This is a genomic window from Cohnella suwonensis (assembly GCF_042655365.1).
Taxonomy (GTDB): domain Bacteria; phylum Bacillota; class Bacilli; order Paenibacillales; family Paenibacillaceae; genus Cohnella; species Cohnella suwonensis.
Genome location: NZ_JBHSMH010000077.1, coordinates 69,077 through 94,615, shown reverse-complemented (window position 1 = coordinate 94,615; position 25,539 = coordinate 69,077). Strand labels below are relative to the sequence as shown.

Genomic DNA, 25,539 nt, shown 5'->3' with positions numbered 1-25,539 from the left:
TCCTGGTGAAGCTACAGTATAAAAATGAGAATTAGTTATTACATGTACCTGTTTGCGGTTCTCAGCATCTTCAAGAACGTTGTCTTGCATTCAGAAGGACATGCGAAAAATGGGTTATAAATACTGAATCGTGTACAAAAATCAAGCAGACCCATGCGCAATTGCATGGGCCTGCTTGCCGCTAGTGTAATCAGCTTCTCGTCGGCTTCCTAACGAGGTTCCTTATGTTCTTTATCCGTCGCAACCGTGACGACGTTCGAAGTCCCGTCGTTCTGGCCGCCGACGACGACCAAGCGGAACTTGTAAACCGTGTGCGGCTTCAATCCTTTGATCGAGGCGAAGGAAGTATTCGGCGCGATCGGGGATTTCGTCGCGGCCGTCGTCCACGTCCGTCCTCCGTCCGCCGATTGCTGAATCTCAACACCGCTCGCGCCGACGGCGGCCGACCAAGAGAACGATGCGGTCGTCGATTTCTTCTCCGTGTTCGCGAAATTAGCGATCGGTGCCGAATCCGTCTTCACGCTAAGCTCGTTCGAGGTGCCCGCGTTGCGGCCGCCAGCGACGACCAAGCGGAACTTATAACCCGCGTTCGGCGTCAGCCCCGTTACGGTCGCGCTCGATGCGTCCGTCGCGATCGTTCCCGTCGTCGCAGCCTTCGTCCACGTCGCTCCGTTATCCGTCGACTGCTCGATCGAGATGCCGTTGGCCCCAAAGGCCGCGGTCCACGCAAACGTCGCGCTCGTCTGATGATGCCCGGCCGATGCGAAGTCCGCGATCGGCGTCGGCGTTAACAGGCGAAGCACGCCGAATTTGGAAGTGTCCTTATAGGACGTTCCGGATGCATCGCTCCAAGTGGCGACGCTCGACCTGCTGCCGCTTCCCGCGTCGTCGTTAACTTGAACGTCGAAACCGAAAATCGCGTCCTGCGCGAGCGTTACGGCCGTCACCGGTATGACCGCTTCGACTTCGTAGCCTTCCGGCGTCAGCTTCGTCGCGCTGCTAAAGCCCGCCTGCGGCGTCGTGTCTCCGAAGCTTGCGGCGTTGTTGAAGCTGATGCGGTATTGCCCGTCGTCCGCTTCGTAGCTCGTCGCCTTATGATTGTTCGGGTCGATGAAGATCTCGACGGAATCTTGCTCCCATGCGTTCACGCTCGAGTCGCTGAGCACCGGATCGGTCACCTTCGCCTGCACGTACAGATGGCCCGCATCCCACAGCACCATCACCTTGGCCGTCGCGCCGCTTGTTCCTTGTACCCAAGTGTCGGTCGACAACTCGAACGCGCCGCACCACGCGTTATCGTCGAATGCGCCGATAACGGGCGTTCCCTTCATCGCGTCCGCGACCTTCATCTCTCCGCGCAACGTCAGCAAGCCCCAGTTGGCCGCATCGGAAGGCTCCCCGTTCGTTCTATCGTTCCAGGAGACGACGCCTCCGCCTCCGGCGATGTCCGTATCGACAGCCCGAATATCGAAACCGAGCGAATTCAACGCGGCAAGCTCGCCGCCCATAAGTATCGCCGCCTCGATGCGATAACCGCCTGCTCGTTCCGTCACCCGGTACTCCGCGCCGTTAATGGCAACACCGCTCCGCGTCAAACCGTAGGATGTCGGCGCGCCTTGATTGACGTAGATCTTCAATCCGTCAGCCGCGTTCGCCGTCGCATCCGTCACGTCCGCCAGCACGTACAGGCGCTCCGCGTCCCACATCGTCTTGAATTGAACACCAAGCGTAGACGAACCTTGAACGGCTACGGCACTCAATGCGTTCCATGCGAATTCCGTCTCGCCGTCCACCGTCGGGCTGCCGCCGTAGGCATCCGCCTTGCGAGTCAAGATCGGCACCTTGGAAGGATCGACGATCGCCCAGTAGGCGTACTTGGCCTGAAGCTGTTTATCGAACAGCAGCGGCCAATTGTTGCGCGCGACCGGGAACGTCGTCAGCCACGTGTGGCCGTCGTCCTTGCCCCACCAGGTGACGCTGTTGACCAAGTCCTTATGCCGCTTCAGCATCTCCATGATTTCCTTGTACCGGTACGCTTGCTGAACGGCCATCTCTTGCGTGAAAGACGTAAAGCGCTGACCGTCGTTCGTATAGACGCTCATGTCCATCTCGGTAATCTGCTGCTGCACGCCGAGGTCCGCGAATTTCAAGATCGTCCGCTCGATCCTGTCGACCGGCGGATATTCGATGTCGATATGCACTTGATGGCCTACTCCGTCGATCGGCACGCCCTTCTCCTTCATGCGTTGGACGAGGTTGTACAGCTGCTGCGCCTTCCCCGGGCTTTCGGTATTGTAGTCGTTAATATAGAGTTTGGCGTCCGGATCGGCCGCGCGGGCGTATTCGAACGCTTTCTCGATATATTCCTCGCCCGCGATTTGATACCAGAGGCTGCGGCGCATGCCGTCCGGTTGGGATTCGTCGATCGCTTCGTTCACGACGTCCCAGGCGTACATTTTCCCTTTGTACCTGCCGACGACGGCGTCGATATGGTTTTTCAACCGGGCATACAGCACTTCCTTGCTTACGAGCTGATGATTCGCGTCATAGAACGCCCACTCCGGCGTCTGGCTGTGCCACACGAGCGTGTGACCGCGGATTTGGATGCCGTTGTCCACGGCGAAATTGACCGCTTCGTCGGGTCCATCCCAATTAAAGTTGCCCTCGGTCGGCTCCGTGCTGTCCCATTTCAAAATATTGCCGGGCGTGACGGAGTTGAAGTGCTTCGCGATGAGCTCGGCGTTCGCCCCGGCGAGCTCGTCGTTCGTGAACGCGGTGCCGATCAGGAAGTCGTTCGCGTAGACGTCCTTCAGCGACGGAATATCCTTCTGGATTTGAAGCGACCCTTGATCGAGCGACTTCGTCATCTGAACGTCGTCGATATAGAAGTCCACGCCCGCATGCTCGGATTCGAAATATAGCGTCAGCTTGTCGACTTGAGCGCCGTACGCGTATTCGCCCTCGAGCTTCACCCACTGAGAGGACGTCGCCGAGTCGAACGTAATCGGAATATAGTTCGCCGCCGTACCCTTATCCGTCTGCATCGTCATCTTGACCGTTTCCGCTGCGGCTCCGGACACCAATCTGGCCCACGCCGAGAAACGATAGGTCGAACCGACCCGCATCGACTCCGTCACGTCCTTGCTCGCGCCAGCGTAAGTCGCCGTGCGGTTCGCTACCTTCAGGCTATACGTGCCGCCATGGGCGACGTCCGTCACGACGGAGATATTCTCCGAGCCGATTCTCGCTCCCCAGCCCTGACTCGTCGCATCCTCGAACCCGTTCGCGAAGTCCGTGGATGCTTCCTCCGTCTTGACGATGGTCACATCGTCGATATAGAAGGCAAGCGTCGGATCGGACGACTCGAAATACAGGTTCAACGTTTCCGCCGCATCCTTATAATCGAACGTGCCGGACAGCTTCGTCCAGCCGGTCGAATTCACGGCCACCTGATAGGCGACGGACAAATACTGCTGCTGCCCGCCATCATGTTCTCTTAATACCGACAGGGACACGTTCTTGTCGTCTCCCGATACGGTGCGCACCCAGCCTTCGATCGCGTATTTCGCGCCCTTCTCCATCGCGGACGTGATCGTGATCGCCGGACCCTTCCAGCCCGCATCCCTGCCCGTCGTCAGCAGGCTGTACGCGCCGCCGTGAGCCTGCGTCGTCACCGCCGCGACCGTCGGTCCCCAGCGACCGTACCAGCTTTGGTCCGTTCCGCTCTCGAAATCGCTATTCAGCACCGTATTGCTGGGCACGGGCGTCTCATGCGGCTTAAAGGAAACATCGTCGATATAGAACGAAAGAGTCGCGTCGGGAGACTCGAAATAGATTTGAATGTAATCGAGCCCGCTCCCGATCGTATATGTGCCTGCAAGCTCGGTCCATGTAGAGCCGTTCACGGTCGTCGCGCCGACCAGTTGGTTGTAGCTATGCGACGAGCTTCCCGCGACTTGCGATTCTACCGTCGCTTTCACTTGCGCGTCCGCATGTCCGCTTTCGAGCTTTACCCACGCACGGAAATCGTACGCGCCGGGCGCGGCGGCGAGCGCCGTCGCGTTAATGCCCGGCCCCATCCAGCCTTGCGTTCTGCCGGTCGACTTCAAGCTGTACGTCCCGCCGTGCGCTTGATCCGTCGCGACGGTCACCGTATCTCCGCGTCCGTACCAGCCTTGCGCCGTTCCGTCCTCGAAATCGGCTTGAATCGAAGCGCCTGCCGCGACGGCCCGCGGAAGAGAGCCCATCGTCGGCGTGATCAGGCTGACGATAAGCATCAAAACCAAAATATTGAACCAATGCCGCTTTGTCATCATGCAATCCCCTTTCATAGCTTACCTCACTCTTTCACGCCGCCCAATTGAAGTCCGGACACGAAATGCTTCTGCAAGAACGGATAGACGACGAGAATCGGCACCGAAGCCACGATCGTAATCGCCGCCCGGATCGATAACGACGTAATCAAGCCTTCCGTCCCCCCTTGCTTCACCCCGGCCGCTAGGCTTACGCTGCCGTTGGAGCTCGTCGTCGAAGAGAGAAGCTTGATCAGCTCGTATTGGAGCGTGCTCAAATTTTGTCTCGAGGAAGCGTACAGGAACGTATCGAACCAGGAATTCCATTGTCCGACGGCGATGAACAGGGCGATCGTCGCCAGCACCGGCGTACATAGCGGAAGAATAACGCTGACGAATACGCGGAAGTCCCCTCCTCCGTCGATCTTGACCGATTCGACCAAGCTTTCCGGAAGCGAACGGATATAGGTCCGGATGACGAGCAAGTTAAAGGCGCTGATCAGCCCCGGTAAAATATACACGAGAAAGTGGTTCAGCAAATGCAAATCCTTGATCAGAAAATACGTCGGAATCAAGCCCGCGCTAAAGTACATCGTCAGCACGAAGATGATGGTGATCGGCTTGCGGAACATGTACTCGTCGCGACTGATCGTATACGCGAGCATCGCCGTCAAGTAGACGCCCACGACGGTGCCGGCGAGCGTCCGGGCGACGGACACCCAGAAGGCATGCGCTACGTGACCGGTTACGAATACCGCCTCGTAGTTTTTCATCGTCCACATCCGCGGCCACAAGTAGATGCCTCCGCGCGTCGTGTCGGTTCCTACGTTAAAGGAAACCGCCAGCGTATTAAGGAACGGGTACAGCGTAACGACGGCAACGAGCAGCAACGCCGCATAGTTGAACGTATGGAACAGCAGCGGCTCCGTCTTGATCCGTCTAATCGGCGCGAGCATGCGGAGCCCTCCTTAAATCAATTTTTCTTCGCCCATGCGATGGGCGATCCGGTTGGCCAAGAACAGCAGAACGATGCTGACGACGGTTTTGAAGATGCCCGCCGCCGTACCGAGCGAATAGTTGCCGATCTTGAGCCCGTACTTCAGCACGAAGATGTCGATCGTCTCCGAATAGTCGCTCACTTGCCCGTTACCAAGGAAATATTGCACCTCGAAGCCGCCGCCGTTCAGCATCCAGCCGATATTCATAATGAGCAGGATGGTAATGACCGGCCTAATGCCCGGCATCGTAATATGCATCATTTTGCGAAAACGGCCCGCCCCGTCGATTTCCGCCGCCTCGTACAGCGAGGGGCTGATCGATGCAATCGCGGCGAGATAAATTATCGCGTTCCAACCGACTTCCTTCCACACGTTCGCGGCGCCGACGATGCCCCAGAAATACTTGCCTTCGCCAAGCCACAGAATCGGCGAGTCGATCAGATGAAGCTTCATCAGCACGACGTTGACGATTCCGTCCTCGGTAGACAGCGACGTCGAGACGATGCCCGTCACGATAACCCAAGACAGGAAGTGCGGCAAATACGAGATCGTCTGGATCGATCGCTTGAAAAACTTCTGCCTTACCTCGTTCAACATGATCGCGAAGCCGATCGCGGTGACGAAGCCGAGAACGAGGCTGATAAGGCTCATCGCGATCGTATTGCGCAGCACGCGCGTGAAGCCTTCGTCGAGGAACAGAAACTTGAATTGATCGAGTCCGACCCATTTCTGATCCATGATCGAGAAACCCGGTTTGTATTGCTGGAAAGCCATTAACCAACCCCAGATCGGAGCGTAGTGAAAGATCACGACGTAGATGAGCAAAGGAAAAGACATGAAGATGAGCTGCCTCTGGCTTATCATCTTGCTCCAGACCTTAGCGGTCCGACGTATAGGCTTGGCTGCGACATCTTTTCCCAGGACCGTATTAGGCAACGACACTCGCCTCCTTGTCTGTAGCCGACGGAAGGCAGACGAGAGATCTCCTCCGCCTTCCGCGAGCCTCATGCGTTAGTCAATTGCTCCAGTTGTCAACGCGCCACTTCAGTTGTTCGTTGACGCGCGCAAGATACGCGGCCGTATCGACCTTCTCCATCGCTTTGCCGTAATCGGCCCAGACGCTATCGAATTGCTCCGGCTTCGATAGCACCGACTTCGGCAGGAACTTCAGAGCCAGGTCCTTCATCTTCTGATCGGCGATCTTCGCCGGCGAGCCTTCGATCAGGTCGATGTTCCAAGCCGGGTACGATACGCGGTTTTCCGGCGGCTGCGAGAAGAAATCGGAAGGCATCTTCACGCCGTAAGCCGCGAACAACTCCTTGTCGATCGGTTTAAGCGTCCCGAAGTATTCATCCGGTTGATTGCCCGGAGAATCGGCGTTGCCGTCGGAGAACGTGCCTTGAATATGCGGGAGTGCGCCATAGAGCGTATCCGCTCTGTTCTTCTGCTTCCAGGCGACGTCGTCGTAGTTTTTGCGTTGCTCTTCGGTGCGGGAGAACTTGCCGTCGGCGCCGACTTGATAGTCTTCGCCTTCGATTCCCCAGCTGAAAATCTTCTGCCATTCTTCCGTAATGATCGTATCCAGGAACTTGATGATTTTCTCCGGATCTTTCGCGTTGACCGTAATGCCGACCCCATTACCCAAGTTGAGCGGCGGACGATCCAAATAGTAGTCTTTCGTGTTCGTATCGTATACGAGCGGAATGCCGATGTACGTGCGGTCGAATTTCTCCTGCGTCTTCAGCGTGTCTTCGCCTTGCCCGAAATTCCAGTGCTGGTCGAACATGCCCAGCACGCGTCCGCTCGCGATTTTCGCCAAGTATTGGTCGTAGTTTTGCGCGAATGCCTCCTGGTCGATCAAGCCTTTGGCATTTGCTTCGTTCAGCTTCTTGTAATAAGGCTTGGCGACGTCCGTCGCTTCGAAAATGGACGCGACGTTCGTGTTCGGATCGACGATGACGCCGCCGTCGTTCGGATAACCGGCCAGATGCTCCGGCGCGTTCCGGAGGCCGAATACGCGCCAGTCGAACGCGAGCGTCGTATACCCGATCGTCGGTTGCCCGTCGATCTCCGGATATTTCGCTTTGTATTGCTCGATTAAGCCGAAGTATTCGTCGAGCGTTTTGAGCTTCGGATAGCCGAACTCCTTAAGCACCGCTTTCTGAATCCAGAACGCCGGACCGCCATAGTACGTCGTGTTGAAGTTCCCTCGGTAGACGCCATAGTTCGGCAGCCAATAAATATGGCCGTCGTTCGGATCCTTCATCATGTTCCATACTTTCTCGTAGTGCTTCTTCAAATTCGGAGCGTGTTTCTCGATTAACTCTTCGAGCGGAATGACGGCGCCCGCGGCAGTCAGCTTCGTGCTGGACGTGATGAGGTCCGGATAATCTCCGCCGGCAATCATAACTCCGAGCTTCTGTTCCGCGTCGCCGACGAGGATTTCTTCCTTCAGCGTAACGCCGAGCTCGTCCTTGATTTTCTTGTAAATCTTGTTGTCGTCCGTCGGCGCGGGGCCGGTGTATCCATTGAACATAGATATCGTGATCGGCTCCGGAGCGGCGGGTTCGGAAGCGCTTGCGGATGGCTCCGAGCTTGCGCTTGACGCCGGCTGCGAAGCTGAAGGACTGCTCGAGTTGTCGTTATTGTTTTTGGAACAGGCTGAAGCGACGATGCCGAATACGAATAAGAGCACAATCAAGCTAAGGGCAGTCTTTCTTGCATGATCCCCCATTGTGAATCCCCCTCATCAGTAATAGCGCAAAGCGGCGCGCATTCGCCTTGCCTCTTTAATTATCGCGAATATGAATGCGGTTACAATTCATGGATTAAATCGGTTTCCCCCCGAAAATTATAATGAAGCCCCCTTCGCCGAATACCGGTAAGCAGCCGGCTTCATGCCGACGCGCTTCTCGAATTGCCGCAGGAAATAATTGTACTGCCCGTAACCGACCTCCTCGGCGATCGCGCTCGTCTTGCGATCCGTCTGCCTTAGCAGCCGTTTCGCGTCCTGTATGCGCAAATCATGGATTCGCTCCAGCAAGCCGTGACCGAATTTATCCTGATAGGCTTTGCCTAAATAGACGGGATTCAAAAAAAAGCGGCTCGCGACCTCCTTGATCGACAAGGCGGTGCGATAATGCTCCAGAATATAGCGGTCGATATCCGCCATTGTTCCGGCAGGCTTACCCGCTTGTAGCAGCCGCAGCTCTTCGATCGCGAAGCCCGCGAACGCTGCGACTCCGTCCGCCGTTCCGAGCCGCAGCGCGCGCTCCATCGCTTGACGACGAAGCACCCCTGAGGGGGATCCCCCGAGCTCTTGGATCAATCTCGAGCATTGATAGTCGAGATAGCTTGCCAGCATGCCGATCCACTCCGGCGATCGGGCTTCCGTATCCTCGAACAGCTTGCGGATTCCGGCAGCCGTTCTATCGGCATCCAGACGCTCGATTTCTTCCAGAATGGGCTGAACGGAACGTATCGTATCTAGAGGCATTCGCGAATCCCCGGGAACGAACGAGATCGCCTTGGCGGCGCTTTCGGACTTGCGTTCTTCCAGCCGATGCCTAACCTTCAGCAACATCTCGGCCGCTTCTTCGCCGACGACGGGCTTAAGCAAGTAATGGGTCACGCCGAACCGCAGCGCCCGTTTCGCATAAGCGAATTCGCCGTAGGCGCTAAGGATCACGAATTCCGGAAGCTTCCGGCTTGCGCCTTGTACATGCCCGATCAGGTCGAGACCGTTCATGCCGGGCATGCGAATATCCGTCACGACGACGTCGGGCTCTATCGAATCGATCAAAGCGAGGGCATCCTCTCCGTTCTCGCACGTTCCGCACACGCGAAAGCCATGCGCCTCCCAATCGACGAACAAGCGCAAGCCCTCGATCGCGAGCGGTTCGTCGTCCACGAGCAGCACCTTGTACATGCTTTTATCCCCCCGTTCGGTTGATAGGGCTTCCTTGATCGGCGGAAACGGCCATGGCCGGAAAACGCATGCGGGTTCTCGTTCCCTTGTTCGGCTCGCTCTCGATGAACAGATCGACGCGATCCCCGTAATGCAGCTTTAATCGCCTATACACATTGCGAAGTCCGATATTTTCGTCCGCGTTCAGTCCGTCGTCGTTAAGCTGATCGCGAATTTCGTCCAGCCGCTCCGGCTCGATCCCTTTGCCGTTATCCTCGACCGTAATCCACAGGTAAGCGTCCGCCCGCGCCGCTTCTACCCGAATATTTCGCTGCCCTTTCACCGACTGAAGGCCGTGCTTGCACGCGTTCTCGACAAGGGGCTGAATGCACATTTTCGGCACGAAGCACTTCGCGGCCTCGTCGGAAACGTTCAGCGAATAGTCGAATCTGTCCGTAAAGCGGAACTTCTCGATTTTCAAATACATTTCCGTAAAATGAAGCTCGTCCTTCAGCGTCACGACGTCGTCCGACCAGCTCAGCATGCGGCGCAGCAGCAACGATAAGCTCTTGATGATGTCCGTCACTTCCGTATACCCGTTCTTCACGCTGACGACGAGCAGAGCGTTCAACGTGTTGAACAGGAAGTGCGGGTTCATCTGGCTTTGCAGCAGCTTCATCTCCGCCCGTACCCTTTCCAAGAGCATATCCTTCTGCTGGATTTCCAGCTTGTACACGTCGTTGATCAAAGACTCGATTCTCGCGGTCATCCGATTGTAGCTGCGAATGAGTCCGCCGATCTCGTCCTTCCCTTCCGGGAACAGGATCAGATCGAACTTCTCGTCCTTCGCCTTGTCCATATGCCTGGAAAGTCTCTTGATCCGAAAGTTATACGACCGCAGGATGATGAAAATCAACGAAGTCGGCACCAGAATGCTAACTGCCGCCAATAGCCAGATAAATCTCTCGGAATCTTTCGTAGACGCCTGGAACAAGCTGCTGTCCGCTACGCCGACCATGGACCAGCCTTGAATGTAAGAGGCGGTGCCGAGCGGGTTACCGAACTTCAATCGATCGCCGTCGGAAGAAGTCGATGACGTAGGCCCCGATAGGAAAGAAGCGGACGGAAATACGACCGCGCCGCTACCGTCCGCAATGGTCAAATTCATATCCGGCAATTCCTGTCTTAATATTTCGTCCACCATGCCGATGTTAATGTCGATTTTCAAATATTTCGCGTAATGACCGTAAACCGGATATTCGTTCAGCTTCCGGACGATGCTGAAATATTCCCTCGTCGACCTCGTATTCTGCATGTCCTTATCTTTATAAACCATCAGGTTAACCGAGAGCGGGGAATCGGTCGCTTTGCCGTACCACGGGCTGTTCATCGCGGCATCGTCCAGCCGGAAATAGTTCCCTCCGTTGGCGATGGTCTCGTTCGCCGTGAAAACGGATATTCTTTCGACGTAAGGATAAGCGGATAGAAAAGGCTTCATTTTCTCTCTTAGCAAACCGTTGTAAGTGTCGTAGTAGTCGACGATATCGGCGAAGTCCCGGTCCATCATTTCGTTGAGCGAACGGTCCGTCGCGACGGAATGGCTAAGCGTGACGCCTCCGACGATATAATCCATGACCTTGACGGATGCCCGGTTGAGCGTCATTTGGAGGTTGTTTTTTTCCCGAGTCTGAACATTCTGCGAGACTTGCTGGAAGAAGAGGGCATTGATCGTGAGGATAGGAACGAAGATGCAAAGCAAATAAATGAGAATGAATTTCCATGTCAGGGGAATATCGTTGACGAATTTCAACCATCCGCCGGTTCTGCGCATGCGCATACCTCCGCTTAATCGGCTATTTTATATTGGGAAGGGAGAGTGTTCGTGAATTGCTTGAACTTCGCCGTGAACAGCTCCGGGTCCGAATAGCCTACATTCCTCGCGACTTGGGCGATTTTCAGGTCGGTCCTTCTCAGCATCTTCTGCGCTTCCAGTATCCGGATGTAATGAACGTAATCGATGAAGGACATCCCGACCGTCTTCTTGAACAACTGTCCGAGATAGGCCGGCTGTATATAGAGCTCGCGGGCCACGTCCTGAAGCTTCAGCGGCATCCGGTAGTGAAGGCGGACGTAGCGCGCCGCTTCCCCGGCCGCTCCCGTCTTCAGTCTTCGAGCCGCGAGGTTCGCCGCCGCTTCCCTGCACAGCGACTTTACGTGCTCATGCCAGACGCTTTCCTCGGAATCCGAGAACATCGACGAATGGAGAAACACGTCCTCGCTCTTCTCGTCCGACGTTTCCCGTTCCGTCATCCCGCGAATCAAATCCACGATCCGATTGGACATATAAGCGCGAAACTCGGATTCGGGAATGCTCCGTTTAACAAGCCGGAGCAATCGTTCCGCGGCAGCGTCGATCCGGGAAAAATCATGGCTCTCGATGGCTGTCGACAACTCTTTTTCCCGTTCCTTGACGCGGCCTTCTTTCTCATCGCGCAACATAGGCTCCGCGGCTTGCCGTCCGGCCTCCCACTCCTTGCGAAGCTCGGCAAGCGTACCGTGAATCTCGTCCGTATCGATCGGCTTGAGCCAATAATTCCGCACGGCGTACCGAAGCGCTTGGCGAATGTATTCGAATTCGTCGTGTCCGCTTAAAATGATGAACGTGGCGCGCAGCTGCATCTTCGCGCAGTTCTCGATCAATTGCAAACCGTCGACGACCGGCATGCGGACGTCGGTGACGACCAAGTCCGGGTCAAGCCTTCGAATCAACTCGAATGCATCCTCGCCGTCGCACGCTTCGCCGCATATCGTAAAGCCGTGACCCTGCCAATCGACCATCAGCCGAAGTCCTTCCAGCACGAGCGGCTCGTCGTCCGCCAACAACACCCGATACATCCCGCTTCACATCCCTATCGTAGAAAATACGAGACAGATCGCTTCCTTCGTATTCAAACTTTAGTGTATGCGTTTGCAAATAACAGTTCATAAATTACAGGGCGAACCCCTTCGTTTTATTGTATTTGAAATAAAGGCTATTCGGAAATAAGCAAAAAAATCCCCTTCGCTCGGGGGATCTTATTCGCCGAAAATCACCCTTGTTGGCGCGCTAACGGAATGGAGCGACGTTGTTGTGCTCCTCTTTCGGGTTATGACTTGCCGCTTCTGTCGTGCCGCCCCGCCATCCCGCCGTCACCGGCTCAGGCAGAGCGACAAAAGGATGGCCGCCGTCCTCTGCTTAGCGCCGAAGTCGAAGGCCATCCTTAGTTTTGTCTTATTGATACGTTACGTGCTTGTCCAGCGAAGAAGCATTGGATACGACGTGGTAGTAAGTCACGCCCGGCAGGAAAGGAAGCTCTTCCCCGTCCTTCACGAGCCGGATGACGTCGCCTTCCTTGCGCTCCCACTTGCACGCGATGACTTTGCCTTGCTGGAACAACACCGCGTCGCCGCCGCTATCGAGATCGACGACCAGCCTGCCGACGTCGTCCTTGATATCGTGCTTGGCGCTCAGAACGACCAGATTCTTCGCGGTCAGTTGTTGGCCGTTGTTCTTGTCGATATGAGGCTTGCCGTTGATGAACCGGTTGTAGGCCGCTTTCGCCGCGTCGTACTCGTAAGACACCTTGTAGTCCTGCAGCATGAACTTGATATCGATCTTCGTGGCCGGAGCCGCGGTCGCGAGCGAGGCGGGATTGCTGTCGAACTTAAGCAACGGTACCGTCGCCGTATCCGCGTACTTATGCTTCTCTGCTCCCGCCCGAAGCTTCTCGAGCGTCGTATAGACGTTGTGCGGCGCCTTACGGGACTTGTCCCGGTAGAAATAAGCGCCCGCGTTCGTGATTTCGTCGAGGTCTTCCTTATGCTGCTTGCGAAGGATGGCGAACGCGTCGTTGCTCGCGCCGACGTGGACGAGAACCCCGCTATAGAATTCGCCGACTTGAATGAAATAGGGCCTGATGCTCCGAACCGGACCGATCGGATCGGTAAATTCCTTGCTCTGGAATATCGCCACCAGCCGGGTAATGCCGCCTTCCGCGAGCAGCTCCCAGACGGTGTCCGCCTGCGTCAGTCCCGATTGCGGCCGCGCCGGCGCCAAGTTGTTGATCATGACGGAGAAGGGCCGGCTCGTCACTTCCTTGTCCACCGGCAAGCCGGTCAAAGGCGCGAGGAAGCTCGCGACCGGCGTTTCGGCCGGCGCCGATGCCGAAGGAGACGCCGAGCTGGCCGTCGGTATCGAGGTCGTCTCCGGCGTGGCCGTCGCCTCTTTGTCGCCTCCGCCGCTACAACCGGCCAAACCCGTTGCCAGCGCCGCGGCCAGCGTGAATTGCATCGCGATATGACGTGGCTTCAGTTGCTTACGTTGCGTCATGCCTGATCTCCCTTCGCGTCGTTAAACTTTAGTTCCATTAAACCACATCGCGCACGAAGGAAGATAGAGCCTATCCTCCCTTTTTCAGTCAGTCAATCGGCCAAGATCGTTCTCGTCCTGGCCGCGAGCTCCGCCAGCGCCTCGGGGCCGGCAAGCTTCTCGAAGACGTCGAACCCTTCCCGCAAGTTCGGCCTGCGGCTCATATTATGCGCGTCCGTCGCCAGCGTAGACGCGTTGCCCGTCTCGCAGAGCCACCGCCCGAAGCGCGCCGCTTCCGGCCCGAAGTTACCGACGAGGCTGTCCGCCGACACTTGCGTCCAGGCTCCCAGAGCCATAAGTTCGAGAAGCAATTCAGGCCTCTCGCGGAAAAAGAAATGACGTTCCGGGTGCGCGATGATCGGCGTCACCCCTTCGTGAAGGAGCCTCTCTACCGCTTCCGTCGTATCGGGATCATAGGCTTGCCAGCGTTCCTCGAGCAGCAGGAACTTCGCCGGGCTCGCCAAGTACGAGAATCGGCGATTGCTCTTGTGGTCTTCCAAGAACGCCTTGCTCTCGAAGCGCACCTCGTTGCCGGGATGAATCCGGACCGCGATGCGTTGGCGATCGAGCTCCCTCTGGAGTTCCTCGCTCTTTCGCAGCATCAAATCGGCGTCCACCCTATAATTTTCGTTGAAATGCGGAGTCGCTACGATATCCCGAATGCCGTTCGCGTACGCGAGCCTGGCCATCGCCACCGATTCGTTCAAGTCTCTCGCCCCGTCGTCTACTCCGTGAAGAATGTGACAATGTATGTCGATCATACCGGCTTCTCCCCAATCCTTCTGTATGTTTCCTTATCTTAACAAGCGGCGCGCGGATCGACAACGACAAAAAAACCTCCGCGGGCCCTAAGTCCGCGCGGTCGGCTCTTTCCGTTCGCAGCTCATTCGCCGCGTTATCTCTTGCTCAGATGCTCCAATGCTGCCAATCCTGCTGGCGCTTCTCGTGCGTCGCGAGCCAATCGATCGTGGATTGGTACAGTTCGTTCTTATGTGAGCCTTTGGAGAACGTGTGATCGGCTTGGAAAATGATGTTCTTGTCGCAGCGCCCTTCGCCACGGAGCCAGAACGTTTTCTCGAGCAGGAAGCTGTAATCGGCCGGAATGACGTCGTCGGACGTTCCGTGCGCGATGAATACGTCCCCGTGGAACTTCGGCGCCTCTTGGAACGGCTGGTGCTGCTGCAACGATTCGAAGAACTCCGGCTTCAACCGGTAGCCCGAATAGTCCGCCGAGCCCTTCTGAATCGTCTCGTCGTAGACGCCGCGTCCTACGATGCGCACGATGTCGTTGAACGGATAGCCGACAGGCGACCACAACGCCAGCGACTTCACGCGGCGATCCCGCGTGCCCGCCAGCAAGGCGACGGCTCCGCCGAGACTATGTCCGAGCAGCGTCACCCGGAGCGGATCGACGCAATCGAGGCCGAGGCCGTAGTCGAGCACGGAACGCGTCTGGGCGATCATCGATTCGAGGCCGTGCTCGCCGTACACGCCTTCGCTCTCTCCGCAGCCCGCGAAGTCGAAGCGAATAACGAGGAAGCCTTGGCGTGCGAGCTGCCGGCTCGCGAGGAGGAACAACCGATCGACGCCGATCCGGTCCCCGATGAATCCGTGGCAGATGACGACCAGAGGCATCTTCTTCTCCGAACATCCTCCGTCTTTGGCCGGGTAGTGGATCGTTGCGGTCAACGCAAGATCGTCGTGGCGAATCGTAATCGGTTTTTCCATGATGATGACCTCATTTCTTTTAATTCCGATGTGTTTAGTGTGAAATAAATTTAACATGACACGCTTCCGGTGTCAACCACCGAAGCGCGGAGAAATTCGAAGCGGCACAGTCGCCAAGGTTGATCAACCGCTTCGTAACGGGTAAGCCCCATCGCGGGAGATTGAGATCGCGGGGCAAAGTAACTTAGTGCCGGGAGGTCATCTACATGGTGGAAGTCGTGCGTTGGAGAAGTAATTCCCTGCTCGGAGTCCCGTTCGAGGTGAGTTAGTGCGTGAAAGACGTGAAAGAAAGTAACTCCGTGCTTAGTGCCCCTTTCGAGGTTGAGTTAATGCTCGAAAAAAAGTAACTCGGTGCTTAGTCTCTCTTTCGAGGTTGAGTTAGTGCGCGAAAGAAAATAATTCGGTGTTCACAGCCTCGTTCGAGGTTGAGTTAGTACGCAAAAGAAAGTAACTCGGTGCTTGGTGTCACTTTCGAGGGTGAGTTAATGCGTGAAAGAAAGTAACTCGGACCGGACGAGACCGCATATGAAGCGAATAAGTGTGAGAAAAAACGGCGAACAGGGAACCCTATTCGATACGTCTATTCGAAAATCATTCTTTCTTAGGAGGCAAACGCATGAAGACATTCGTCGATTGGCTGTCGGATCATGCGGAGGTGGCGCTACTGGTCGTCGTCTCCATCTTCGCGATCGGCTACGTATTCGCTCACCGCAAATCGCTTTTTTACAGAGAATAGCCGCCGAGAACGGGTCCCGACGGCTAAGTGTTTTTATTGGACGAGCGCTTTGGCGGCGATGTCCGTGCGTTTAATTTGCCCTTCGAAGGAGATGCTCTCGGCCGCTTTGTATGCGCTGGCCCGCGCCTCGGCGATGCCCGCGCCGCGACCGACGATGCCGAGCACGCGTCCGCCATTCGTGACGACTTGGCCGTCCTTCAGCGCCGTTCCCGCATGGAACACGAGCGCTCCCGGCACGTCGACGGCGTCGAGACCGGATATCGGAAGACCTTTCGGATACGAGCCCGGATATCCTCCGGAAGCAAGCACGACGCATACCGCCGCCTCGTCGCTCCATTTCATCTCGACTTGATCGAGCGTACCGTCGATCGAGGCGAGGAAGATCTCGAGCAAGTCCGTCTCCAGGCGCGGCAGTACGACTTGCGTCTCGGGATCTCCGAAACGGGCGTTGAACTCGATCGTCTTCGGACCGTCCTTCGTGATCATAAGGCCCGCGAACAGGACGCCGCGGAACGGACGACCTTCGGACACCATCGCGCGTGCCGTCGGTTTGATGATGTTCTCGATCGACTCGTCTATGATCGACTGGGCGATGTGCGGCAACGGCGAGTACGTGCCCATTCCGCCCGTGTTCGGTCCTTTGTCGTTGTCGAACACTTGCTTATGGTCTTGAGCGGGCGACATCGGGAGCACCGTCTCACCGTCGACGAACGCGAGAATGGACATTTCCTGTCCTTCGAGGAACTCCTCGATGACGACTTTGTCCCCCGCTGCGCCGAACGACTTGTCGACCATCGTCTCGGCGAGCGCCTTGTCGGCTTCCTCTCGCGTGAAGCAGACGGACACGCCTTTGCCAGCCGCGAGGCCGTCCGCTTTAATGACGATAGGCAGCACTTGTTGCTTTAAGTATGCCGCTGCCGCGTCGTAGTCGGTGAACGTCTCGTATTTGGCCGTCGGAATGTTGTATTTGCGAAGCAGGTCTTTCATGAAAATTTTACTGCCTTCGATCTCCGCCGCGTTCTTGCGGGGGCCGTATACCGGAATCGAAGCCGCCTCGAATTCGTCCACGATACCCGCCGCGAGAGGATCGTCCGGTCCGACGACGACGAGGTCGATCCCGTTGCCTTTGGCGAACGCGACGAGACGGTCGAACTCCAATTCGCCAATATCGACGTTGGTCGCGAGTTGCGCGATGCCGGCATTGCCGGGCGCGCAATAGATTTGCTTGATCTTCGCGCTTTTCTTCAGCGCCCAGATGATGGCGTGCTCTCGCCCGCCCCGTCCGATGACGAGTACTTTCATGGGAGATCCTCCTATAGATCGGAATAGCGTTACCTCATAACGCTATTTGTCGTTTCTTAGTGTTGCGATGGGAAATAACGTTATGTAATAACGCTATCCCCTTTTTGAACGTTGCAAAATCAACACTTCGTTAAGAATAAAGTTATTTCGTAACGCTATTTCGAACAAAACCCGCTGAATAAGGAAAATAGCGTTACATCGTAACGCTATTCCTTTTGTTCGCTCGATCTCGTAACCGAAGCGTTAGTGTTTGAAGTGACGGACGCCCGTCACGATCATAGCGATGCCGTTCGCGTTCGCGGCCGCGATCGATTCCGCGTCTTTGATCGAACCGCCCGGCTGGATGATCGCTTTAATGCCGGCTTTCGCCGCCAATTCGACCGTGTCTCCCATCGGGAAGAACGCGTCGGAAGCGAGCACGGAGCCTACGGCTTTCTCTCCCGCTTGCTCGATCGCGATGCGGGCAGCGCCGACGCGGTTCATTTGGCCGGCGCCGACGCCGACCGTCATGCTGTCCTTCGCGAGAAGGATCGCGTTCGACTTCACGTGCTTGACGACCTTCCAAGCGAACAAAAGTTGCTTCAGCTCTTCGGCCGTCGGCGCGCGTTCCGTCACGACTTGGATGTCCCCGTCGCTCAGGCTGTGCACGTCGCTTTCTTGCACGAGCATGCCGCCTTCGACGCTCGTCACGAGCCATTCGGCGCTACGCTCCGCAGCCGAAGTCAGGTTGCCGATGCGAAGCAAGCGGATGTTTTTTTTCCGTTGCAGAATGTCGAGCGCTTCCGGCGTGTAGTCCGGCGCGATGACGATCTCGAGGAAGATTTCGCCCAGACGCGCTGCCGTATCCGCGCCGATCGTCCGGTTCGCGGCGACGATGCCGCCGAAGATCGACGTCGGATCGGACTCGTACGCCTTGACGAACGCTTCGTCGATCGTCGCGCCGATGCCGACGCCGCAAGGGTTCATATGCTTCACGGCGACGACCGCCGGCTCGTCGAATTCCTTCACGATCGCCAACGCCGCGTTCGCGTCGTTGATGTTGTTGTAGCTAAGCTCTTTGCCGTGCAACTGCTCGGCGGACGTGATGCTGCCGGACGAAGCGAGCGGCTTGCGGTAGAAAGCGGCCTTCTGATGCGGGTTCTCGCCGTAACGAAGCTCCTGCACTTTCTCGTAAGTGACCGTCAAGCTTTCCGGAAGCGGATCGCCGAGCTGCTTCGCGAAGTAGTCGGAGATGAGCGCGTCGTATGCGGACGTATGGCGGAACACTTTGGCAGCGAGGCGCTTGCGCGTCTCGAGCGTCGTGTCGCCGCCGGCGCGTACTTCCTCGAGCACTTGCGCGTAGTCGCCCGCGTCGACGACGACGGTGACGAACGCGTGGTTTTTCGCCGCGGAGCGCAGCATAGTCGGACCGCCGATATCGATGTTCTCGATCGCGTCCTCGTAGCTGACGTCCGGCTTGCTGATCGTTTCTTTGAAAGGATACAGGTTCACGACGACGAGGTCGATGTAATCCAATCCAAGCTCCTGCATCGCCTTGACGTGATGTTCGTCGTCGCGGATCGCCAGTAAGCCGCTATGTACGGCCGGATGCAGCGTCTTCACGCGTCCGTCGAGAATTTCCGGGAAACCCGTCACTTCGGAAATGCCGATAACCGGCACGTTTTCCTTCTCCAGCAACGTCTTCGTTCCGCCTGTCGAGATCACTTGCACGCCTTGCGCCGCCAGCTCGCGGCACAACTCCACGATGCCGGTCTTGTCCGATACGCTGACGAGCGCTCTTCTGATCGCCACGAATGAATCCTCCGTTCGAATGTTCGATTTAATGCTTTATCGTTACTTTGCGTCCGTCCAGCGATACCCGTCCGTCGGCGATCCAGCCGACGACCTCGGGCAGCAGCTCGTACTCCGCATGCTGGATGCGGGCGCCCAGCGTTTCTTTCGTATCGTCCTCGCGCACTTCGAGCGCCCGTTGGGCGATGATCGGCCCGGTGTCGGTGCCGCCGTCCACGAAATGAACGGTCGGCCCGGCGACCTTCGCCCCGTAAGCAATCGCTTGGCCGACGCCGTCCATCCCCGGAAAAGCGGGCAGAAGCGCCGGATGCACGTTGATCATGCGGCCGTAGTAAGGCTCGACGAGCACATTCGTGACGAGCCTCATATAACCCGCCATCACGATCAGGCCGATGCCACGCGCTTGCAGTTCTTCGACGATCTCCCGTTCGTAATCCTCCCGCGAAGCATATTGCTTCGGAGAGAACACGTACGTGTCGATCTTGAACGCCTTCGCGCGCTCCAGCACGTAAGCGGACGGCTTGTCGCAGACGACTAGGTCGATCTTCGCGTTCACGCTGCCGACGTTGATCCGTTCTGCCAACGCTTGGAAATTACTTCCGCTGCCGGAGGCGAACACCGCGATTTTCAGCGGCGCCGCGCCTTCGCTTGCTTGACTCATGGAAGCTCCACGCCTTCAAACGTCACGATTTTAGAGCCCGCCGTCACCGTACCGATACGGTAAGCTTGTTCGCCTTGTTCCTTGGCCAGCGAGAGCGCTTGTTCCGCTTGATCGGCGGGAACGACGAGCACCATGCCGATGCCCATGTTAAACGTCGTGTACATGTCGCGGTCGCTAATCCCGCCTGCTTGCTGCATAAGGCCGAAGATCGGGAGTACCGGCCACGAGCCGCGGGTAATGTCCACGTTGACGCCTTCCGGCAGCACGCGCGGAATGTTCTCGATGAAGCCGCCGCCCGTGATGTGGGCCATCCCTTTGATCTGGACGCTCTCGAGCAGCTTCAAAATTTGTTTGACGTAGATGCGCGTCGGCTCGATCAACACGTCGCCGAGCGTCTTGCCGCCAAGCTCTTCGGGCTTGTCAGCCAGAGAGTAGCCCTTCTGCTCCAGCAACAATCTGCGCACGAGGGAGAAACCGTTCGAGTGGATGCCGCTAGAGCCGAGGCCGAGAACGACGTCGCCTGCTTGGATCGTCGAGCCGTCTACCGCTTTCTTGCGATCGACGATGCCGACGGTGAACCCTGCGATATCGTACTCACCTTCACTGTACATGCCCGGCATTTCGGCCGTCTCGCCGCCGATGAGCGCGCAGCCCGCTTGCTCGCAGCCGTCCGCCACCCCTTTGACGATCGCTTCGATTTTCTCTGGGATGATCTTGTCGCAAGCCAGGTAGTCGAGGAAGAAGAGCGGCTCGGCGCCCGTGACGATGACGTCGTTGACGCACATCGCGACGGCGTCGATGCCGATCGTGTCGTGCTTGTCCATCGCAAAAGCCAGCTTCAGCTTCGTGCCGACGCCGTCGGTGCCGCTAACGAGAACGGGCTCTTCGTATTTGTCTTTGTTCAGGCCGAACAGCCCGCCGAATCCGCCGAGCCCCGTCAATACTTCCGGACGCATCGTCTTCTTGACGTGCTTCTTCATCCGTTCGACCGCTTCGTTACCGGCCGCGATGTCGACTCCGGCTTGTTTGTACGCTTCGGACACAGGTTTTCACTCCCAGGGTTCGTTCGGGCTAAGTCGCGTCTACGAAACGAACCATCGGGTTGCGCCTGCTGTTGCATTCACGTGATTTGGGATTTGATTAGAAGGTAATCACGCGAATGCAAAGGCAGGACGTAAACTCTTCACCCGATGGTTGTTCCTCCGCCGCTCTGGCCCGAACCTTTTTTATTTGCAATATGATCCTGCCTGCTGCGCGCAGACCGGATTGACGTTACGACTCAGTCGCAGCTGCAGGACGTCAGCTTGGCGTCCTCGAACCGGACAGGCGTCGGGTAGTCGTTGTTGAAGCACGCGAGGCAGAGCCCGCGGTTATACTCGTCGTCGTGCCCGCCGACGGAGTCGATCAAGCCGCGCTCGCTCAGGAAGTACAGCGAATCGGCGTTGATCGCTTGGCGGATCTCCTCGACCGTCTTGCTCGAGGCGATCAGATCGGCCGGGTTCGGCGTGTCGATGCCGTAGTAGCACGGGTTCATGAACGGCGGCGAAGTAATCCGCACGTGAACCTCCAAAGCGCCCGCGTCTCGCAGCATATTCACAATCCTCAAAGACGTCGTGCCGCGGACGATCGAGTCGTCGATCATGACGACGCGTTTGCCTTCCACGATTTTGCGGACGGCCGACAGCTTCATCTTAACGCCCTTCTCGCGAAGCTCTTGGGAAGGCTGGATGAACGTGCGTCCCGTGTACTTGTTCTTGATCAGTCCGAGCTCGTACGGGATGCCCGTCTGCTCCGCGTAACCGATGGCGGCGGAGATCGAAGAATCCGGCACGCCGGTGACGATATCCGCGTCGACGAACGATTCCTGCGCGAGCGTCTGGCCCATGCGCTTGCGCGACATGTGCAAGTTGACGCCGTAGATGTCGCTGTCGGGACGCGCGAAGTAAATGTACTCCATCGCGCAGATCGCCCGGCGCTCCATTTTCGCGAAGCGTTCTTCTCTTACCCCGTCTTTGTCGAGAACGAGCAATTCGCCCGGCTGAACGTCGCGGACGTATTCCGCCCCGATCGTCTCCAAAGCGCAGGACTCGGAAGCGAAAATAAACGCTTCGCCCAGCTTGCCCATGACGAGCGGCCGCAAGCCGTGCGGGTCGCAAGCCGCGATCAGCATGCCTTGCGTCTGGATCAGGAACGCGTATCCGCCGATCAGTCTGGCGAACGCGTCCTTGACCGCTTCGACGATGTCCTTCGGCGAACGGGCGATCAAGTGGGCGATAACCTCGGTGTCGCTCGTCGTCTGGAAGATCGAGCCGGCTTCCTCCAGCTCCTTGCGGATGCCCGGCTCGTTGACCAGGTTGCCGTTCGTGCATACCGCCAGATCGCCTCCGCGATACTTGAACACGAGAGGCTGGGCGTTGCCGAGCTGGCTCGCGCCGGACGTCGAATAGCGAACGTGGCCGATCGCTTGACTGCCCGTCAATGACTCCAGCCGGTCGCGGTCGAACACTTCCTTGACGAGGCCCATGCCGCGATGAAAATGGAACGTGCCGTCGTCGGACGTGCAGATGCCGCAGCTTTCTTCACCGCGATGCTGCAACGCGTGCAGCCCGTAATAGGCGAGGTTGGCCGCGTCGGGGTGACCGAACACCCCGAATACGCCGCACTCTTCCTTCAATTTATCGAAAATCGACTCTTTGCTGTTGTTGCCCTCGTTGTAGTAATCCCCTGTCCAGAGCCGCTCCACTTCGGTCCCCCCATTCGCAAAGCTGTCCGATCTCGTTCGGGTCATGCGCTTTTGCCGTTCATCCGGCCGGAAATCGCAGTGCTCCAGGTTTTGCGCAACTCCGCGACGGAAGCGTCGATGGCATCGTGAGCGCCTACGCGAACGACCAATTTCTCGCCGCCGACCGTGCCGAGGCGTTGCAGCGGCACGCCCGCGAGCGTGATCGCGACCGCCAGCTTGTCTGCAAGCTCGGGCTTGGCCGTCAGCAGGATACGCGATTGCGATTCGCTGAACAGCGCGAGGTCCGGACGCAGGTTCGTCTCGAACGAGACGTCCGCGCCGAGGCCGCGGCCGAAGCCCGACTCCGCCAGCGCGGCAGCCAGGCCGCCTTCGGACAAGTCGTGCGCCGAAGCGACCAACCCTTGCTGGATCGCGCTAAGCACGGCGCTCTGCAACCTCTTCTCGACAGCCAAATCCAATTCAGGCGGACGTCCTTCCGTTACGCCGTGAACCGCGTATTGGAATTCGCTGCCGCCGATTTCCGCTTTCGTCTCTCCGAGCAGGAAGATGACGTCGCCGGCTTCTTTGAATTCTTGCGTCGTGATGTGGTCCGTATCGTGAACGAGGCCGACCATGCCGACGACCGGCGTCGGGTAGATGGCGCCCTTCGTGTTCTCGTTGTACAAGGAAACGTTGCCGCCGATTACCGGCGTCTCGAGCACGCGGCAAGCTTCCGCCATGCCGTCGACCGCTTTTTCCATCTGCCAGAAAATTTCCGGCTTCTCCGGGCTGCCGAAGTTCAAGTTGTCCGTAATCGCGAGCGGCTCCGCGCCGGAGCAAACGATGTTGCGTCCCGCTTCCGAGACCGCGATGCGTCCGCCGACTTCCGGATCGAGATAAACGTAACGACCGTTGCAGTCCGTCGTCATCGCCAGACCTTTGCGCGTGCCGCGAATCGTGACGACCGCCGCGTCCGAACCCGGACGTACCGCCGTTTCCGTACGAACCATGTAATCGTATTGGTTATAAACCCACTCTTTGCTCGCGAGCGACGGGGAGCCGAGCACCTTGGTCAAGGCGTCGTTCAGGTCAAGCGCTTGCTCGTAGCGGTTCGTGTCGATGGAGCCGTTTTTCAAGTAATATTCCGGCACTTTGGACGGTTTCTCGTAGATCGGGCAATCGTCGACCAATGCTTTAACCGGCATGTCGCCGACGAGCTCGCCTTTGTGGAACAGCTTCAGGCGGCCGTCGTCGGATACTTTGCCGACTTTGGCGCAGTGCAGGCCCCAACGGGCGAAAATGCCCTTCGCTTGCTCTTCGTGCTGCGGTTCGCAGACGAACAGCATGCGTTCTTGGGACTCGGACAGCATCATTTCGTACGCTGTCATGCCTTCTTCGCGTTGCGGCACTTCGTCGAGGTACAGCTCCATGCCGTTGCCCGCTTTGCTCGCCATCTCCGCGCTAGAACACGTAAGGCCCGCGGCGCCCATATCTTGAATGCCGAGAACGATGCCGGAGTCGATCAGTTCCAAAGTCGCTTCCATGACGAGCTTCTCCATGAACGGATCGCCGACTTGCACCGCCGAACGCTTCGCTTCGGATTCGGCCGTGAGATCCTCGGACGCGAAAGTCGCGCCGTGAATGCCGTCGCGTCCCGTTGCCGGGCCGACGTAGAACACCGGATTGCCGATGCCTTTGGCGACGCCGCGTTGGATCTTGTCGTGATCGATCAGGCCGACGCACATCGCGTTGACGAGAGGGTTGCCTTCGTACGCCTCGTCGAACATGACTTCGCCCGCGACCGTCGGGATGCCGATGCAGTTGCCGTAGCCCGCGATGCCGCTGATGACGTGCTCGAACAGATATTTCACGCGCTCGCTCTCGAGCTTACCGAAACGCAAGGAGTTCAGCAAAGCGACCGGACGCGCGCCCATCGAGAAAATGTCGCGGATAATGCCGCCGACGCCCGTCGCCGCGCCTTGGTACGGCTCGACCGCGGACGGATGGTTATGGGATTCGATTTTGAACACGACCGCTTGGTTGTCGCCGATGTCGACGATGCCCGCGCCTTCGCCGGGTCCCATCAACACTTTAGGTCCCGTGACCGGGAAACGCTTCAGCAGCGGCTTGGAATTCTTGTACGCGCAGTGCTCGGACCACATGACGCTGAACACGCCGATCTCGGTGTAGTTCGGCTTGCGTCCCATGAAGCTGCAGATGAGGTCGTACTCTTTGTCGGAGACGCCGAATTGCTTGTATATTTTTTGTTCCGCGATTTGTTCGACGGTCGGTTCTTTAGCGGATACTTGCTGCGCCATTTCGTTCCCTCCAAGCGTTTAGTACGGACGTAAACATCTTCGCGCCGTCCGCGGAGCCGAGAATTTCTTTAACCGCGCGTTCCGGATGCGGCATCATGCCGACGACGTTGCCCGCTTCGTTGCTGACGCCGGCGATGTTGTCGACGGAGCCGTTCGGGTTGTCGCCCGCGTAGCGGAAAACGATCTGGTTGTTCGCCTTGAGGCTCGCGAGAGTCGAGTCGTCCACGTAGTAGCTGCCTTCGCCGTGCGCGATCGGGATTTGAATGACGTCCCCTTGCTTGTACGCGTTCGTGAAACCGGTCGCCGCGTTCTCGACGACGAGATCGACTTGGTGGCAACGGAACTTCAGCGAGTTGTTGCGGATAAGCGCGCCGGGGAGCAGGCCCGCTTCGGTCAGGATTTGGAACCCGTTGCAGATGCCGAGAATGAACTTGCCTTGCTCGGCCGCTTTTTGCACTTCCGCCATGACGGGCGCGAATTGGGCGATGGCGCCGCAGCGCAGATAATCTCCGTAGGAGAAGCCGCCCGGCACGAGAATCGCGTCGTAAGCAGATAGGTCGGTAGCCGTGTGGAACACGTAATCGACGGCTTCGCCGACCGTGTCTTCTACCGCTTTATAGCAGTCAATGTCGCAGTTGGAGCCCGGGAATACGAGGACAGCGAATTTCATGAGCGC

The 25,539-nt window shown here is 57.6% G+C and carries 17 protein-coding genes; all 17 read right to left on the bottom strand.

Annotated features, from left to right (window positions below; translation table 11 throughout):
• Positions 1–209: 209 nt before the first annotated feature.
• Positions 210–4,313, bottom strand: a complete 4,104-nt coding sequence (locus ACFPPD_RS19285; RefSeq protein ID WP_209747937.1) for an endo-1,4-beta-xylanase — start codon at positions 4,311–4,313, stop codon at positions 210–212.
• A 26-nt stretch (positions 4,314–4,339) separates the two neighbouring features.
• Complete coding sequence (locus ACFPPD_RS19280; protein WP_209747936.1) at positions 4,340–5,248, bottom strand: carbohydrate ABC transporter permease; 909 nt, start codon at positions 5,246–5,248, stop codon at positions 4,340–4,342.
• A gap of 12 nt (positions 5,249–5,260) precedes the next feature.
• Positions 5,261–6,154 carry an ABC transporter permease gene (locus tag ACFPPD_RS19275; protein ID WP_378082965.1) on the bottom strand — a complete coding sequence of 298 codons (894 nt, stop codon included), beginning with the start codon at positions 6,152–6,154 and terminating at the stop codon, positions 5,261–5,263.
• 151 nt (positions 6,155–6,305) lie between these two features.
• Entirely contained in the window at positions 6,306–8,024 is a 1,719-nt protein-coding gene (locus ACFPPD_RS19270) for an ABC transporter substrate-binding protein (RefSeq protein WP_209747932.1), read from the bottom strand.
• Between the two features lie 117 nt (positions 8,025–8,141).
• Positions 8,142–9,218 carry a response regulator transcription factor gene (locus ACFPPD_RS19265; RefSeq protein WP_209747930.1) on the bottom strand — a complete coding sequence of 359 codons (1,077 nt, stop codon included), beginning with the start codon at positions 9,216–9,218 and terminating at the stop codon, positions 8,142–8,144.
• A gap of 4 nt (positions 9,219–9,222) precedes the next feature.
• A complete protein-coding gene (locus ACFPPD_RS19260) occupies positions 9,223–11,028 on the bottom strand; it encodes a sensor histidine kinase (RefSeq protein ID WP_209747928.1) in 1,806 nt (601 codons plus the stop codon).
• A gap of 14 nt (positions 11,029–11,042) precedes the next feature.
• Positions 11,043–12,092 (bottom strand): response regulator transcription factor, encoded by a 1,050-nt coding sequence (locus ACFPPD_RS19255; protein ID WP_209747926.1) that lies wholly within the window; start codon positions 12,090–12,092, stop codon positions 11,043–11,045.
• Between the two features lie 376 nt (positions 12,093–12,468).
• Entirely contained in the window at positions 12,469–13,566 is a 1,098-nt protein-coding gene (locus ACFPPD_RS19250; protein WP_378082928.1) for a DUF3048 domain-containing protein, read from the bottom strand.
• 92 nt (positions 13,567–13,658) lie between these two features.
• On the bottom strand, positions 13,659–14,366 hold the full coding sequence (locus ACFPPD_RS19245; protein WP_209747924.1) for a tyrosine-protein phosphatase: 708 nt from the start codon (positions 14,364–14,366) through the stop codon (positions 13,659–13,661).
• Positions 14,367–14,511: 145 nt separating this feature from the next.
• Complete coding sequence (locus tag ACFPPD_RS19240; RefSeq protein WP_209747922.1) at positions 14,512–15,333, bottom strand: alpha/beta hydrolase family protein; 822 nt, start codon at positions 15,331–15,333, stop codon at positions 14,512–14,514.
• A gap of 769 nt (positions 15,334–16,102) precedes the next feature.
• The gene (gene purD / locus ACFPPD_RS19235; protein ID WP_209747920.1) at positions 16,103–17,371 is read right to left on the bottom strand and encodes a phosphoribosylamine--glycine ligase; all 1,269 of its coding nucleotides are present in this window, start codon (positions 17,369–17,371) and stop codon (positions 16,103–16,105) included.
• A gap of 243 nt (positions 17,372–17,614) precedes the next feature.
• Positions 17,615–19,162, bottom strand: coding sequence for a bifunctional phosphoribosylaminoimidazolecarboxamide formyltransferase/IMP cyclohydrolase (purH, locus tag ACFPPD_RS19230; protein WP_209747917.1), 1,548 nt, complete (start codon positions 19,160–19,162; stop codon positions 17,615–17,617).
• A 28-nt stretch (positions 19,163–19,190) separates the two neighbouring features.
• Positions 19,191–19,823 (bottom strand): phosphoribosylglycinamide formyltransferase, encoded by a 633-nt coding sequence (gene purN / locus ACFPPD_RS19225; RefSeq protein WP_209747915.1) that lies wholly within the window; start codon positions 19,821–19,823, stop codon positions 19,191–19,193.
• Positions 19,820–20,866 (bottom strand): phosphoribosylformylglycinamidine cyclo-ligase, encoded by a 1,047-nt coding sequence (gene purM, locus ACFPPD_RS19220; protein WP_209747913.1) that lies wholly within the window; start codon positions 20,864–20,866, stop codon positions 19,820–19,822. Before purM ends, purN begins: the two co-directional genes overlap by 4 nt.
• A 236-nt stretch (positions 20,867–21,102) precedes the next feature.
• Complete coding sequence (gene purF / locus ACFPPD_RS19215; RefSeq protein WP_209747911.1) at positions 21,103–22,611, bottom strand: amidophosphoribosyltransferase; 1,509 nt, start codon at positions 22,609–22,611, stop codon at positions 21,103–21,105.
• Positions 22,608–24,863 carry a phosphoribosylformylglycinamidine synthase subunit PurL gene (gene purL / locus ACFPPD_RS19210; protein WP_209747909.1) on the bottom strand — a complete coding sequence of 752 codons (2,256 nt, stop codon included), beginning with the start codon at positions 24,861–24,863 and terminating at the stop codon, positions 22,608–22,610. The genes purF and purL overlap by 4 nt, the downstream gene beginning before the upstream one ends.
• Entirely contained in the window at positions 24,841–25,533 is a 693-nt protein-coding gene (gene purQ / locus ACFPPD_RS19205; protein WP_209747907.1) for a phosphoribosylformylglycinamidine synthase subunit PurQ, read from the bottom strand. Before purQ ends, purL begins: the two co-directional genes overlap by 23 nt.
• Positions 25,534–25,539 lie beyond the last annotated feature (6 nt).